The organism is Shewanella sp. DW31 (assembly GCF_015767295.1).
GTDB classification, from domain to species: domain Bacteria; phylum Pseudomonadota; class Gammaproteobacteria; order Enterobacterales; family Shewanellaceae; genus Shewanella; species Shewanella oncorhynchi.
Genome location: NZ_JADWMP020000019.1, coordinates 96,972 through 111,965 on the forward strand (window position 1 = coordinate 96,972; position 14,994 = coordinate 111,965).

Below are 14,994 nucleotides of genomic sequence, written 5' to 3' on the forward strand. Positions count from 1 at the left end.
AGTTGGTTGGATTAAGCACTGGCATGTAAGTGACCGTTGACGGCATAGATGCCGTCGTCGAGCCCTCATGGATGAGTTTATGGCGTGTCACTGGAATGACAGTGCTTTTAATCATCAGCTTGATTTACTTTGGCTGTTAAGCCGCAAATGAGCAGCAAAAGAGTTTGCCGACCTTTGATAAGATCGAAAGCGAGGACAGACATATTTCTTTCTGAGTTATTTACAATAAAAATATAGGTGTCTTTGAGTATTCCAAGCTTCTATCACTTGGCCATAGGGTTATATAAAAATGGCAGTCTTACGTGTGATAGATTGGAGACTATCCTAATGGTAAATTGGTTGAATTCTAATATATTGGCAGACATTTAAGCTGAACAAAAATAGTGGGTTAAGCTCTTATTCTCAATTACAATGCACTATTTTCATTCGCTAAATGCGGCATTAAACGAGCAGGAAACCCAGTATGAATATCCCAATGATTACCGCGCTTCAGAGTGCGATTACCGAAGCGCTCGCGAGTATACCAAGCTCTGAGGCGGAGCAGATCTATGCATTGTCTTTCTATATCAACAACGAATATGACGATCCCCGTCTACCTACGCTGACAGTCGGCTATAACACAGTCGACGAGTGGCATGCTTCGATTCCAAAGGCTTCTAGCTCTGACGAAGCAAAATGGAACTATGCCTTCTGGCTTCAAAACGAACTCCTCGTCTTTGGGGATTCTGACTCTCAGACTGCGGATATCTTAGCTCGCTGGGTGGCCGATCTCGGTCTCGGGTACAGTGATGCGGAGGAAGATGTCGATTTTGAGCGCTGCCTTGAGCTTGGTCAGGAGATAACCGAGCAATTTGTTGCCGCAGTATGCGTTGTCGCTTCTACACTCCATTCCAACTTAACCGTTAGTCGCGTTTTCGGTCGTTCTGTACCCATCATAGTTCACGAGCTCGAGTACTATAACGAGATCGCAGATCAGACAGAGGCCTGTAACCCTCCCAGACTCGCCGAAGAGTTCGTTTCTTGGGTGCGCTCAATCTAACATTAGTTATCAGTTATAGGTGGTAAGGATATAGGGCTGATTGGTTGGCGGTTTCAATAAGTCTAATCACAGAGTTTAATCACATAGCTTAATTACATAACAAAAAGGATGCATCGATGAACGAAGAGCAATACGAGAAGGGTCTTGAGGTGCGTCGTGCTGTAATGGGCGATAGCTATGTGGATAAGGCGCTCAATAGTGCGACGGATTTTACGCAGCCGCTGCAAGATTTAGTTACGGCCAATTGCTGGGGTGAGGTTTGGGTGCGTGATGCTATCTCAAGGCAAACGCGCAGTTTGATTACCATAGCGACGCTGGCGGCATTAAAGGCGCCGACTGAGTTAAAGGGCCATGTGCGGGGCGCGCTAAACAATGGCTGCTCGGTTGAAGAGATCCAAGAAGTCTTACTGCATTGCACCGTTTACTGCGGTATGCCTGCAGGGATTGAGGCTTTTCGAGCGGCGAAAGAGGCGATTGAGGAGTGGCAGGCGCAAAACAGTTAGCTCACTTGGTACTGATCATTTTGAGCGTCAATGGCTGTGAGGTTTAGTTGCTGTGAGATTTAGTTACTTTGCTGTTTAGTGGTTTTAACATTCGCTAGGGGAGCTGATTTTCGCGGGTTCCCCTAGCGCATGATGGCTACAAACTTGAACAGTCTGCGCTTATTTTTGCAGTTGGGCTTTTGCGGCTTCTACTTTTGAGAAATCCAAACCGAGTTCAAGCACGGCTTCTTTGATCAAGGCTGGTTTCTGCATCACTAGTCCCAGCAGTTGTTGTAATTTTTCGGCTGGGATACCTAATTGACCGAGCGTACCCATCGCCATTAATGGATTTTCGGTTAATGTTTGAAACAGTTCTTGGATTTTAGCGTCACTGACGTTGTGTTCTTTTAAGATGGCAATAATGGGATTCATTGCATTACCTTGTTGATATGAAAGTTAAACAGGTGCCGATTTTATCACAGTTCTGCCAGAGTGGTTGCCTCACACATGTGTACCCGTTGGATGTTGCCACGCTTTACCTATGCCATTAAGCGCATTAGATTTTATTCCCAATAAGCTTTACTCTGGTGACGTATTCCCCAAAATCTGCCGATAAAACCTGAGCGACTGTCGTGCATCGTGAGCCGTTGCATTGAATATTATGGCTCTAGATATCATGACTCTAAGATTTTGCGGCTCTAGATATGATTGCCTTAGATATCATGGCGCAATGCGATTGGGTAATCGCTGGCTTTTATCATCCCTTAAAAATAGAAAGGAACTGTGGTTATGCTTGATGTTGTCGCGAACCAAGACAAAAGTATTGTGGTTAAACAGTTGCGATACGGGCGTGATAATGAGGTGTTAGTCGTCGATGAGTGGCAACTGAACCCTGCTGAACATTGGGCGATTTTCGCGACCGACAGCTATTGTGGTTCCTTGCTCGGGCGAATATTAACGGGTGATATTCTGCCCGATGAAGGGACGATTGCTGGCCTGCCGCAACGTATCGGCTGGGTGTCACTTGGGTTGCAGCAAGCGTTGCTGGAGCGCGAATTAGAAAAAGACGAGCTGGATTACGGTTCGAGTGTCGAATCCTTAGTGTTGGAATGCTGCCAAGATGCAGCACAACTCGCGCCACTATTACAAAAGGTTGGGCTTGAGCCGCTGCGTCGGCGCGGTTTTCGGCAATTATCCACGGGCGAAACGCGCAGAGTCATGCTGGCACGTGCACTGGCAATGTTACCGCAATTGCTGATTTTAGATGACCCTTATGCTGGGCTCGATGCTGAACATCAGGCGAGTTTATCTGAGCTGCTGAGTGAAGTGGCCGAGCATAGCCAGTTGCTGATCATTACCTCTCGCCAAGAAGAATTGCCGCGGTGCATCAGTCATGTAGCGCTGTTTAATGGTGAGATGCTCAAATCGGGGCAGAGTGTGCACAAACTCAGCCCGTCGATGTCGATTGAGCAATGGCACAATCATCCTGTGATGGCACAGTTGAATGCGTTATCGGCGCAGCGTAGCGATGAACTCTTGGCCTTGATGGAGCGGCAAAGGCACAACGCCGAGGCGTTTGATCCTCTGGTCGAGATTAAAAATGGCAAAGTGGAATATGTCAGTGGGCTGATTTTCAGCGGCGTGAATTGGCGCATCGAAGCAGGGCAACATTGGCAAGTTCGTGGCCCAAATGGCTGCGGTAAAAGCACTTTGCTGGGGCTGATTTTAGGCGACCATCCCCAATGTTATAGCAATGACATCACGCTCTTTGGCCGACCTCGCGGAAGCGGCGAGAGTATTTGGCAGATTAAACAACGGATTGGCATAGTATCGTCGGCGCTGCACTTGCAATATCGCGTCAGTTGCTCGGCATTAGATGTGCTGCTTTCGGGCTTTTTTGACTCTATTGGCCTGTACCATAAACCCACTAAGCCTCAGCTAGATTTGGCGAAGGAATGGTTGGCGATTTTGCACATGACAGGGCTGGCGAGCACCAGCTTTAAGAAGCTCGATTATGGTCAGCAGCGGTTACTGCTGATAGGTCGCGCCTTGATTAAACAGCCACTGTTGCTGATTTTAGATGAGTCGTATCAGGGCTTAGATTTTATCAATCGCACCTTAGTGATGCGGGCGCTGGAGATGATAGCCGAGCATCATCTGAGCCAATTGCTGTACGTGTCGCACCATAGGGAAGATGCCTTACCTGCGATTAAAAACTTTGTCGATTTTATCAAGCAAGATGACGGCTATTCGGTACAGGTGAACTACTGTGAGTCTGAGGATTTAACCCGTTTAAATCAGTAAATGCCACCTATCGCAACAGCTTAACGGCTGCTTATTTGTTTGCAGAGTTTGTCATTATCTCTCGGCACCCTAATGCAGGTTAAGATTGACCTTACTGGGCGCTAGCCATTGAGTGTGTTAGTCACGCTTAATGGCAATATACCTGTGGCGCGAAAGATTTTCGTATTCCAGTGAAAACTGAGATGTACCACATATCGATAATGATGGCATCGCCCTAGTGTTTAATCCCCCATTCGCCAGACAGCAGTTCTGTTAATTAGTCATGCTTGATATAGGTAACTGTGAGCCGTCTTACAGTTTTGAATGTCGTTGGCGCGAATAATAGTTTCTGGCCTAGGCCAGAAACTCGTGACAGTTTTATGGTTCATCCACTGAACTTATTCATCAAGTCAGTTATCACGCTTGAGAATCCAGAACTATGGACTCCCTTAGCGAGATGAGCCCGAGTGTCACTCGTAGTACCGAAGATGTGCACTAAGACCTAAAACACGATTTCAAGACATATAAGACGACTTAAAGATAAACACATATATGACAAGACCCAAAAAATGCCGTCAATTATCGAGCTGTGTGCCCTGTAGCCTATTTAAGCCTAATGGGATCCCTGCGGTTAAATTAACTCATATTCAATTAGAGGCCGATGAGTTTGAGGCCCTCAAACTGGGTGACGTCAAAAGATTAAGCCAGATCGAAGCCGCGGCCTTGATGGGGATCTCTCGGCAAACCTTTGGATACCTTCTCGCCAATGCCCGTAGAAAGGTGGCGACGGCTATCACTCAAGGTCAAGCCTTGAGGCTGCCAACCCAAACAGACAAGGATTTATCATGATTATTGCCATGCCGATGAGCCGCGAACGCCTCGCCAGTCACTTTACTAAAGCCCTACAAATTGGCTTTTATAATGAACAGTTTCAGCTGATTAAGCTGGTCGATAACCCGGCAATTGAGGGTGACTGTAGTGCTAAAAAAGCCTTATTAGAGCTGATTATTCAACAAGGCACCGACATTGTACTTGTGCAGAATATCGGTGAGCGCATGTTAGGAAAGTTGCTCGATGCGGGGATTAGTGTGAGCAAAGGTAGTGCGAGTCAAACAGTGGCGACTTTACTTGCACAAACGGCGGATCTTAATCTTAGATTGACGGATGCATCCCAAGGCCGCGCTTCACTCAAATATGCAGCCAAGGGTGGATGTTGTCATTCTACAGGTGACGGCTGCGGTTGCAGTGGTAAAGCTAAAGCAGCACCTGGTTCAACACGTCTTATAAGCACGCCAGCAGTACAGGTTAAGCTCGATAAGTCAGTGCATTACGCTGGGTTTAGACCGCTGGTAAACAAATAATCTCACTGTCTAATTTGGATTATTCCGCCACAGTTAAAGCGTAGGGGCGGGCAAGCGCCCCTCGAATATCCGCTAACGAAAACACCTTGGAAAACCGTCCAAAGGTTTTGCCATAAAACACACATTCCACCACCGGCAAGGCAAATACATTGCGGCTCACCGCTATCTCACCTTGGGCTTGGCAATCAATATAGGCCATCCGCATCAGCGGGAACTCTTGCGCCAACATCTCTGCAATTCTTGGTTTGAGCGTTTGGCACACACCGCAGTTTGGCGCGCCAAATAACAACAGCACCGCCGCATGCTCGGTTAACATGGACTCAAGCATCTCAGGTGAATCAATGTGCGTGATGATATCGGTGTGCATGCGTTACCATTTTGAAGTTGCTATGGGTATGAATTCATGGGCTAGTTTGCGTATTTCTAGGGTTAAAGCCAGCCCATTTTTACCACGCTACTACCGATAAATTGACCAAGGTAGAATAAGCCAAGCATGAGAAGCCCGATACAGGCAGCAATCACTCCGATTTGCTGTATGTCTGTCAGGCTATCTCGCCATTGTTTTAGATTATTTATCATTTTACTACCTGCTCAGGCTTAAGGTTACCCGCGTGACTTTACATATGTCGCATCGCTAACTGCACCACTGACGCTCGCAGGGAATGCCATCACCGTTACCATCCATTTGAGTATTGGGGCAATTTTGGATGTAGAAAGTCGCCTCAGCACAGGAACTCATGTGGCTGCAATGGGTTTTACCCGCTTCACATTGGAAACTTGGTGTTGCCGTTGCTTGTGTTCGCGCTTTAGTTTCATACATGGGCATTGGCTGAGTGTCTTCATTCGTGAGGACAGGTACTTCATCGATTGCAGGAGCTTCATTGAATTCTTGGTATTGTTTAAAGCCAAAGATAACTATGGCCACGATTATTAGCAGCGGGATTATCGTATTAAAGGACGATTTTCGTGAGTTATGGTGATGCGCTTTATCTTTGTTATTGAAGTTGAAGTTTTCATTGCGTGATTGGACATGAGAGTGGGAGCGCGGTGTTGCACTCGCTGCAACGACAGCGACGCCTTCAATTGAGGCGATAACCGCTTTTCTTTTGCCGTCATTTTGCACTTCCGTTTGAAACAGAATGCTGTCGCCCACTATGGGTTTTCTCGCCATCTTTTTCAGCACTGAAATGTGAATAAACACATCTTGGGCTGCGTTTTTTTCAGGCTGAATAAAGCCAAATCCCTTTTCATCGTTCCAGCGTACCAGTACGCCTCTATCCATGAGCATTTTCTATGTCCTTAATTTAACGGCTTAATATTTTTAGTTATTGAATATCAATACTTACTTGAGTCGTGCCTATTTATCTCTTTTAAGGAGCAAACCGTACTTAGGTTGACGAGTCAGCGATTCAATGTTGGCAGCTAAGTTACTCAAGCATAGGAAGTTTTGCAATTTTTTATCTTGAATTTGCTTATGTGTGACTCATTCGCTTTGAGTGTATGGCGGTGGGGAAATGTGAGCACTTAGCAGAAACGGTTGGCATTTTTGTAAATTCAATACAAACAATAGATTGCATTAATAATAAACAAATCGATCAAAAAACGTGCGTAAAAACTTGCAATATTACTGTGTGCTACATAGTATTTGCTGTGTGGCACACAGTGTGTGTGACACAGTGTTAAGGACAGGAATTCGACAATGACAAGTTCACAGCTAGTCAAAATGCGACTCGAGTTGCGCCGTGGGGTATTAGTGTTGGCGGTACTGGGATTATTAAAACAAGCCCACTACGGTTATTCGCTCCGCAAACAGTTGCAGGAAGGCGGTATCGATATTGACGAAGGGACTTTGTATCCCTTAGTGCGCCGCCTAGCCGATCAAGGATTGTTGGATAGTGAGTGGCGACAGGCCGAAGGGCGTGAGCGTCGTTATTACCAATTGTCATCATTGGGGGCTGAGTTGCTCAGTCAACTGACCGATGAATGGCAGCAACTTAATGGCGCCTTGGCTTTTTTACTGGAGCAAAGCGCTGACACTAATGGCTCTGATATGAAAAGCTCAGACGAGAGTGCAGAGGAGATTTGATATGGAATTAGTCGATCGCTATATCGCCGCGGTGCAGCGAGAATTGCCCGAGAACAAACGTCAGGAAATTGGCCGTGAATTAAAAGCCAATATCTGCGACCAATTGGATGCCCTATCTGAACAAGGTGAATTGACTGAAGCGCAAATTGTCGCGGTATTAAAGCAAATGGGTCATCCCTGTAAGGTCGCGCAGCAATTTGTTCCGGCAGTGCCTATTATTGCCTCTGAGGACATTCCGCTTTTTAAACATACACTTTTCACTGTGCTTGGGGTCTTGTTTGTGCTGCAGGTTGTGGGCGGCACGACTCAATGGTTGGGCTCTGCAGAGGGGGATCTATTAGGATTTATCCACCATATTGCCAAAGGTTTTATCGGCGATGCCTGTCTTGCCTTTACCGCTATCCTGTTGGCCTTTTGGAGTTTCTCGGCTCAGGGGAAATCTATGTCCGGCAGCAATTGTCAAAAATGGCAGCCGCAGAATTTGCCCAAGGTTGGACCTGATTGGCAGCATATTAGTTTAAGCGATGTGTTTACCGATCTGGCGACATATCTTTTTCTCTTGCTTGTGGTCTGGTGTTCTGTGTGGATGAGTAGCGAGCAATTAGCCGCGCGGACTGTGATTTTCAGCGTCAATGCCCAGCAATTACTGCAATGGTTTAGCCCTATTATTTTGCTATCTATGGGGAATAGTCTCTGGCAACTACGCCGCCGAGTGTGGACTACTGAATTGTTACTGGCGAATATGGGGATCAATCTTGCTTATGCCTTGTTCTTAGTCTTTCTGGCCTTTAGTTCGCCACTATTACAAAACCAAGTACAAAATCAAGACGCTGAATTAAATGGGGAATTTACGTTATTACAGTTAGAACATTGGCTAAGTTACACTCTAGTGATTGCCGCTATGTTCCCTGGCTATGAGGTGATTCGCGATGGGTTGCGTTGGCGTAAACTCGCAAGCAAATAAGTAAGGTTTAACCTAGGTTTTGTAGGTGAGTTTTATTCACTTTTTCATCGAATACATGGCCTGTTCAGTATGATTGAACAGGCTTTTTACATTAGTGCCATCTTCTGTGGAGAAAGTAAGCCACGACTTTTACCGTCGATGCTGATTTATTCTGGGGTATCGCCATGATTCATTTCATTATTAAGCGATTTTTGGGCCTGTTGTTTGTAGGTGTCAAATATACCTTCTTGCTTCATCTGTTTTAGCTCCCGAGCAAGATTAACGGCGAGTGCCGCGTGACGTTTATTTAAGTAACCATAGCTGGTGAGTTCTTCTAGGGTGGCAATCGCGATTATCTGGCTGCCTTGAAACTCTGGCGTTTGTAATAGATCCAATGAGCTTGCCTCCGTATCAATATAGATATCGATTCGGTCGCGGAGCATTTTACGAAAGGAGCTCGCGGGGGACGAAGATTCAGTCAGACGCTCCTTAGGAATGAGTCCCTTTAGCTTTTGTTCTGCGAGGAACACGCCTCGATAGTATTCGATCTTGTATCGACTCTTTTGCAGCGCTTGCCAGTCAGGTATTTTGATTTCGGGATTGTGCGCGAAGGCAATTAAATGGGTATCGATAACCGGTTCTTCAATTCGAATGAGGTTGGTAAACTTTTCGCCATAATGAGATACACGCCCCGGCTCGCCATCCACTTTACCTGAGTCCGCCATCATACTGGCGCGGGCTGCGGGAACCACTTGATACGAGAAGTCATATCCTAAGCGTTCAAAGGCTTGGGCGTAAATCAGTTCAGCCCATTTAAAGTAGAAGTTATGTTTGGGGTCCTCATAAAACGCCATCGTAATGATAGGTTTATCAGCAATCATCGCTGTGGTTTCTGCTGTTGATTTGCTGGTTGCATGAACCGAGACACAAAAGAAAAGGCCTACCCACACACTCCAAATGTGCATATTGCTCCATCGTTGCATAGCGTGTCTCTAAAAGTGTTGAGTTATTTAGAGTATAGCTAGCCTGATAAATGGGTTCATTTTTATTCAAGCAAGATTATTTTATTTCCATGATTTCGCACTAACACACGGTTGAAATGTGATCTGCTGGCGGACATTTTGTCCTTTTGGGTTTAAAAATGTGCGATACGGCACATAGAAATGATATTTGCCTGTATTTTGTGGTTTTTTATTCATCAGAGTTTGAGCTTGATCGGTTTTTTGCTTGTAAATAAGGCGTTAAATCCCTGCCGTCTATCACCTGTAGTAGGAAAGAAAGGATGAAATCGGGACTGGGATTATCAGGAATGCGGTTATCAAAGCTTTGGTTATCAATGACGTGGTTATTACCTCTTTGTTGTTTATCGAGTGCCGTAGTGGCAGAGGCGGCAACGGACAATATCGAACGCCTTGAGGTGCGCGGCAGGCAAATTAACACCTTAGGCCATAGCACCTCGGCATCTGAGGGAATAGTCGGCGCGGCAGAAATCGAGAGTCGCCCCCTATTACGAACCGGCGAAATCCTCGAATTTGTTCCTGGGATGATAGTCACTCAGCACAGTGGTTCGGGTAAGGCGAATCAGTATTTCTTACGCGGCTTTAATTTAGATCATGGCACAGACTTTAATACTCGAGTCGATGGTATGCCTGTGAATATGCGAACCCATGGGCATGGTCAGGGTTATACGGATCTTAACTTTTTGATCCCTGAACTTATAGGCGAGATCCGTTATGCCAAAGGCGCTTATTATCCTGAGGTGGCCGATTTTTCTGGCGCAGGTGCCGCCCAATTGCTGCTGGCTGATCAACTCCCCCATAACCAAGTAGGTGTGACTTTGGGGGAATATGGTTACCAGCGGCTGGTGGCGACGCAGGAGTTAAACACGGATATAGGGCGGTTTATTCTTGGCGGTGAAGTACAAGCCTATGATGGCCCGTGGACGGATATTGATGAGGATGTGAGTAAAGTCAGTTTGGTGGGGCGTTATTTAACTCGGCTCGGTGAGGGTGACTTGAGCGTGACTATGATGGCCTATGACAACAGCTGGAATTCGGCGGATCAGATCCCCGCCCGTGCGGTAGATTCTGGATTAATCGATTTTTACGGATCGTTAGATAAAGACGTCGGCGGTGATTCAAGCCGCTATAGCGTGTCAGCCAATTACGATGCGGGCGATTGGCAGGGAAATGTGTATGCCATTCGCTCGACCATGAATTTATTCTCTAATTTTACTTACTTCTTAAACGACCCCGTTAATGGCGATGAGTTTGAGCAAGTCGATGAGCGTACGCTTTGGGGCGGCGATCTGAAACGCGACTGGCAAACTTACCTCGGTGGCACTCAACTGAATTACAGTGTGGGCGGCGATGTACGTTATGACGATATTGGCGCAGTGGGTTTGTATAACACTCAGGCGCGACAACGGCTGAATACGGTAAGGCTTGATGAAGTGCAAGAGCTGTCGAGTGGCATCTTTGGCAAAGTTGAGTGGCTGCCAGCTGATCAATGGCGTTTTAATCTTGGGCTGCGTTACGATTATTTTGATGTGCAGGTCGACAGTGATAATCCGCTTAACAGTGGCGATGCGTCCGATGGTATGTTCAGCCTCAAAGCCGGTGTTTCTTATTTGTGGAGCGATAATCTTGAGTTATATGTTAATGCAGGCCAGGGGCTACATTCGAACGATGCCCGCGGTGCGACGATTAAGGTTGACCCCGTGAGTGGCTATGAGGTCGAAAAAGTCGATCTGCTCGTGCGCTCAAATGGCGGCGAATTTGGGGTGAAATACTATGACAGGGACTTTATTAATTTCTCTGCTGCGATCTGGTATCTGCAACTAGATTCAGAATTAGTATTTGTGGGCGATGCGGGTAACACTGAGCCGAGTCGTGCATCTGAACGTTATGGTGCTGAATTAACGGCTTATTACTGGCTGAATGAGGCAATCAGTATCGATATGGAATTAGCGTGGACTAACGCTAGATTTACTGAAAATGAATTTGAAGAGGGCAAGTATATCGATGGCGCGGTTCCCTTTGTTGCCAGTGCGGGCATCACCTATCGACCCGACGGCGATGGCCTGTATTCGAGTGTACGTGTGCGGCACCTTGGCGAGCGGGTGCTCGACAGCTTTAATGATCACAAGGCTGATGCGACCACATTAGTTAACCTCGCATTAGGATACGAGTTCCGCCGCTTCGATACTAAGCTTGAGCTGCTCAATGTGTTTGATAGTAAAGATCACGACATAGATTATTTTTATGCTTCTCGTTTGCCCGGCGAAGCTGCCGAAGGGGTTGAAGATCAGCATTATCATCCTGTTGAGCCACGAATGGTGAGAGTCAGCGTGAGTTATCATTTTTAGTGATATTGATCGGTTAAGGCGATATCGAAGGTTATTACGTATGTCGCCGAGCAAAAATGTATCTCAATTAAGCGTCCAGATAGTTGGGCGCTTTTGTTTTTCTACGGCACTCATTTAAGCGCTAATTTAAGCACTAATCTAAGCCCAAATCGCTTCAAACTATGTGGCTGCAATAATTTACTATTCCCGCGCTGACAATGGAGGCTAGAATGAGGGCGAGTCGATCTGAGTTTCCCCCTGTTTTACAGCTGATGCTATAGGTAATCGCCGCGAGTTATGAGTACTGCAACCCCCATTGAAAACATTAATTATTGGCGTCATCCTAGCTTATCAGACATAGAACTGAGTCAGGCGGAATTTACGCATTTCAGTTTTGATAAACATGTGCATCTGGATTACCACTTAGGCGTAGTCACTCAAGGTGCGCAGCAGTTTGTGAATAAGGGCAGCAGTTATCAGCTTGGTCAGCATAGTTTATCGACCTTAAATCCCGACGAAACTCACGATGGTCAGAGCCGCGATGCCGACGGTTATCGGGTGAAAGTGATGTCTATCCCCGTGGAATATATGAATGAAGTCAGCCAAGAACTGGGTTTGAAGGAGCACTTTTTCAGCGCACCTATGGTGGATGACCCGACGCTTTATCAATATTTTATTCAACTACACGAGCTATTAATTCAAGGCCAATGCAGTGCGCTTGCGGGTGAGTCCCACTTACTGAATTTTATTCATCTGCTGCTGGAGCGTTACCCAAGCGGTATTTCATCTTGCCTATCTAAACCGAATCAACCGCAGGGGTTATCTAAGTTGCAGGTGAGCTTAGTGAAACAGCGAATTCACGATGAGCCTTGGCATAATACTCAACTTGAAACCTTAGCCAATGAAGTGAATTTAAGTAAGTTTCAGTTTTTACGGCAATTTAAACAGGCAACAGGGATGACTCCCCATGCTTATCTCAAGCGGGTGCGTTTAGAGTTGGCGAAAAAGTCCTTAAGTCATGGTGCTTTAGTGGCGGATGTGGCGCAGCAGTTCGGATTTTTCGATCAAAGTCATTTAAACAAAGCTTTTAAGCAGGCATTCCTATTATCGCCAGTGCAATTTCAGCGGCGTATGCTCTAATTTCCCCCGTCTTTCAACTGCCGCTGATTTTAAAAAACACTGAAATAGTGCAATTTATTACAATTCAGCGCTGCGACAAATTGCCATACTGGCTGCCTCAGTTATCGTTATTAACCTTTTTTGCGGAGCCGCATATCTATGGATTTATCTTTATTACTCACCTTGGCTGTAATCCATGCCGTTGCTTTAATCAGTCCCGGACCCGATTTTGCCATTATGGTGAAGATTGCGACTCAGCAGTCCAGAAGCACTGCGGTTTCCGCCGCTGTGGGGATTTCAATAGCCATTTTAGCTCATACGATTTTGAGTCTGACCGGTGTGAGTCTACTCATTAAGAGTTCGCACACTCTGTATCTCTTAGTGCAAATTGTGGGCGCTTCTTACCTCGCTTGGATGGGGTTTGGTGCCCTGCGTGCCGGCCTTGCGATACTCGCTAAACGTAAAATGAGTGCCAGAGTCCATGCAGGGACAAATGATGATGCTGTCATTAGCGCTGGTGACGTTGAAGGCGTGGCGTCTGTTGCTGGTGGCTTAGGTGGCGCTATGTCACGCAGGCAAGGTTTTTTGACTGGGCTTTATACCAATCTATTGAATCCGAAAGCATTAGTGTTTTTCTTAACCCTGTTTTCGGCCTTGATTACCCCAAGTGTTACAACGAGCACTAAAATCGCTTCCGCTATTTTGTTGTTGTCTTTGTCATTGGCATGGTTTGGCTTTTTAGCGGTAATGTTGTCAAAGGCGCAGGTGCAACTTAAATTGCAGCGACTAACACCGATTATCGATGCGGTTATTGGTGTCATCTTTATGTCAGTAGCCTTGGCGATTTACTCAAACCTATTATTAACCGCTTAGTCAGGTGCAGTGTAAATCACCTTAGGTTTTAGTCTGAGGCACTTATGGTATTCTTGGCCTTTAGTCTCAGCAGAGACATTTGGAGTAAGGGATAAAGATGCCATTCGCCTCACGACTCAAGGGAAGCAAATTAGCCGTTTTCAGCCAAGTTAAACTGATGAATATCGCTTTTTCTGCGGTGTTAATATTCAGCGTTATGGGTTTAAGCATCAATGCAAACGCCGCTGATGAAGCCATGCCACAGGAATATATCCCTCTGGTGCAGGGGCTTATCGACGCCGCCAAGGCCAATGATCTTGAGGCGCTTGCTAAGCGTGTGGCTTACCCGCTTAAACGTGAATATCCGATCCCAGCGATTCAAAATACGCAGGAAATGATCGCACGTTTCGATCAGGTTTTTGATCCTAAGCTGCTTGAGCAGATCGCCCATTCTAAGATTGAAGCCGATTGGCAGACGATGGGCTGGCGCGGCATTATGCTCGGTAGCGGTGTTGTGTGGCTGGATTTTGATGGCAAGATCATCGCCATTAACTATCAAACACCGGTAGAGGCAAAACTGAAAGCAGAGCTTATTGCTAAGCAACAAACGGCATTACATCCGAGTGTGAGTGAGTTTGTCAGCCCAGCGTTATCTTGGGAGACCGCCAAGTTTACCATTCGTGTCGATGATATGGGGAACAGCCAATACCGCTATGCCGCATGGGCAAAGGGTAAGGCATTGAGTGAAAAGCCAGATTTAGTGCTGAATAAAGGCAAACTCGTTTTTGATGGCAGTGGAGGGAATCATTCATACCAATTTCGCAGCGGCCCATACCAGTATTATTGTTATGTCACCGTCTTAGGCGGCAGCGATAGTCCTCTAGGCGAGCTAGTGGTGTTTAAGAATGACCAAGAAATACTGACACAAGCCGTTATTAAAGCAGACTAGTCTTGTTTCCATATCCCTATGAGTGAGATTTAAAGCCGCGACCCTATGGTGATGGTCGCTGCTTTAATAATCCTAACGATTTCCTTTAGCTAGAAGCTATTGCCCCAAAGTGTGTTTCGTAGTTTGAATGCTTTAATCAAAATCAAAGTCGTGGGGCTTCACCCCACACCCGACCAAGGAGGACTGCTCGTCCTATCAAAAACGTCCATGTTAAATAGCCAGCTCGATATCCCTATCTCGCGCTCAAAGCGGCCGTAGGCCTTCGCCCTTGGATGCTCCGAGACTCCCCCAACGGAGTTGAAAGCTCCTTGTGCTCATTGCCAAATTTGCTATCGCTTCCGAAGGATGCGCTTTACATCCATGTAAAGCCCTCCAGTTCGGCAGTCCTAGCCTCTCGCTCATAAGCGTGAAAATCACCGATGTTCATTCGCCCCTGCACCTGCGAAAGCTAGTCGGTCATATATGGACCCATCCGGTTTGCAAGACATTCGATAGCGATTTTGAGAAGAGTTCATTGCACCCATATATCCGGCC

General features: G+C 46.4%; 15 protein-coding genes. 11 read left to right on the forward strand and 4 right to left on the reverse strand.

Annotated features, from left to right (window positions below):
- Positions 1 to 475 precede the first annotated feature (475 nt).
- Together GWI56_RS15775 and GWI56_RS15780 are read left to right on the forward strand one after the other, a co-directional pair.
- Positions 476 to 1,039: a hypothetical protein gene (locus tag GWI56_RS15775; protein WP_198573437.1), complete on the forward strand. Its 564-nt coding sequence runs from the start codon at positions 476 to 478 to the stop codon at positions 1,037 to 1,039.
- A gap of 116 nt (positions 1,040 to 1,155) precedes the next feature.
- Entirely contained in the window at positions 1,156 to 1,542 is a 387-nt protein-coding gene (locus GWI56_RS15780; RefSeq protein WP_198573438.1) for a carboxymuconolactone decarboxylase family protein, read from the forward strand.
- 159 nt (positions 1,543 to 1,701) lie between these two features.
- On the opposite strand, the gene GWI56_RS15785 is transcribed toward GWI56_RS15780, so the two are convergent.
- Complete coding sequence (locus GWI56_RS15785) at positions 1,702 to 1,953, reverse strand: DUF2999 family protein (protein ID WP_006083102.1); 252 nt, start codon at positions 1,951 to 1,953, stop codon at positions 1,702 to 1,704.
- A 357-nt stretch (positions 1,954 to 2,310) separates the two neighbouring features.
- On the opposite strand from GWI56_RS15785, the gene GWI56_RS15790 reads away from it, so the two are divergent.
- The 3 genes from GWI56_RS15790 to GWI56_RS15800 all read left to right on the forward strand — a co-directional run bounded on the left by GWI56_RS15790 (position 2,311) and on the right by GWI56_RS15800 (position 5,165).
- A complete protein-coding gene (locus tag GWI56_RS15790; RefSeq protein WP_198573439.1) occupies positions 2,311 to 3,825 on the forward strand; it encodes an ATP-binding cassette domain-containing protein in 1,515 nt (504 codons plus the stop codon).
- A gap of 531 nt (positions 3,826 to 4,356) precedes the next feature.
- Positions 4,357 to 4,653: a DUF134 domain-containing protein gene (locus tag GWI56_RS15795; protein ID WP_198573440.1), complete on the forward strand. Its 297-nt coding sequence runs from the start codon at positions 4,357 to 4,359 to the stop codon at positions 4,651 to 4,653.
- Positions 4,650 to 5,165, forward strand: coding sequence for a NifB/NifX family molybdenum-iron cluster-binding protein (locus GWI56_RS15800; protein ID WP_198573441.1), 516 nt, complete (start codon positions 4,650 to 4,652; stop codon positions 5,163 to 5,165). Before GWI56_RS15795 ends, GWI56_RS15800 begins: the two co-directional genes overlap by 4 nt.
- A gap of 19 nt (positions 5,166 to 5,184) precedes the next feature.
- On the opposite strand, the gene GWI56_RS15805 is transcribed toward GWI56_RS15800, so the two are convergent.
- Positions 5,185 to 5,532, reverse strand: a complete 348-nt coding sequence (locus GWI56_RS15805; RefSeq protein WP_198573442.1) for a thioredoxin family protein — start codon at positions 5,530 to 5,532, stop codon at positions 5,185 to 5,187.
- 267 nt (positions 5,533 to 5,799) lie between these two features.
- The gene (locus tag GWI56_RS15810) at positions 5,800 to 6,453 is read right to left on the reverse strand and encodes an excalibur calcium-binding domain-containing protein (RefSeq protein WP_198573443.1); all 654 of its coding nucleotides are present in this window, start codon (positions 6,451 to 6,453) and stop codon (positions 5,800 to 5,802) included.
- A 411-nt stretch (positions 6,454 to 6,864) separates the two neighbouring features.
- Here GWI56_RS15810 and GWI56_RS15815 point away from each other — a divergent pair, with 411 nt between their 5' ends.
- A complete protein-coding gene (locus GWI56_RS15815; RefSeq protein WP_105251375.1) occupies positions 6,865 to 7,251 on the forward strand; it encodes a PadR family transcriptional regulator in 387 nt (128 codons plus the stop codon).
- Between the two features lies 1 nt (position 7,252).
- Entirely contained in the window at positions 7,253 to 8,215 is a 963-nt protein-coding gene (locus tag GWI56_RS15820; protein ID WP_198573444.1) for a hypothetical protein, read from the forward strand.
- Between the two features lie 146 nt (positions 8,216 to 8,361).
- Here the strand turns inward: GWI56_RS15820 and GWI56_RS15825 are convergent, their stop codons facing one another.
- Positions 8,362 to 9,177, reverse strand: coding sequence for a hypothetical protein (locus tag GWI56_RS15825; RefSeq protein ID WP_198573445.1), 816 nt, complete (start codon positions 9,175 to 9,177; stop codon positions 8,362 to 8,364).
- 353 nt (positions 9,178 to 9,530) lie between these two features.
- On the opposite strand from GWI56_RS15825, the gene GWI56_RS15830 reads away from it, so the two are divergent.
- The 4 genes from GWI56_RS15830 (at position 9,531) to GWI56_RS15845 (ending at position 14,460) form a co-directional block, all read left to right on the forward strand.
- Positions 9,531 to 11,561 (forward strand): TonB-dependent receptor, encoded by a 2,031-nt coding sequence (locus tag GWI56_RS15830; RefSeq protein WP_347339142.1) that lies wholly within the window; start codon positions 9,531 to 9,533, stop codon positions 11,559 to 11,561.
- Positions 11,562 to 11,837: 276 nt separating this feature from the next.
- A complete protein-coding gene (locus GWI56_RS15835; protein ID WP_198573447.1) occupies positions 11,838 to 12,680 on the forward strand; it encodes an AraC family transcriptional regulator in 843 nt (280 codons plus the stop codon).
- Positions 12,681 to 12,818: 138 nt separating this feature from the next.
- The gene (locus GWI56_RS15840) at positions 12,819 to 13,532 is read left to right on the forward strand and encodes a LysE family transporter (protein ID WP_198573448.1); all 714 of its coding nucleotides are present in this window, start codon (positions 12,819 to 12,821) and stop codon (positions 13,530 to 13,532) included.
- Between the two features lie 97 nt (positions 13,533 to 13,629).
- On the forward strand, positions 13,630 to 14,460 hold the full coding sequence (locus tag GWI56_RS15845; protein WP_198573449.1) for a hypothetical protein: 831 nt from the start codon (positions 13,630 to 13,632) through the stop codon (positions 14,458 to 14,460).
- Positions 14,461 to 14,994 lie beyond the last annotated feature (534 nt).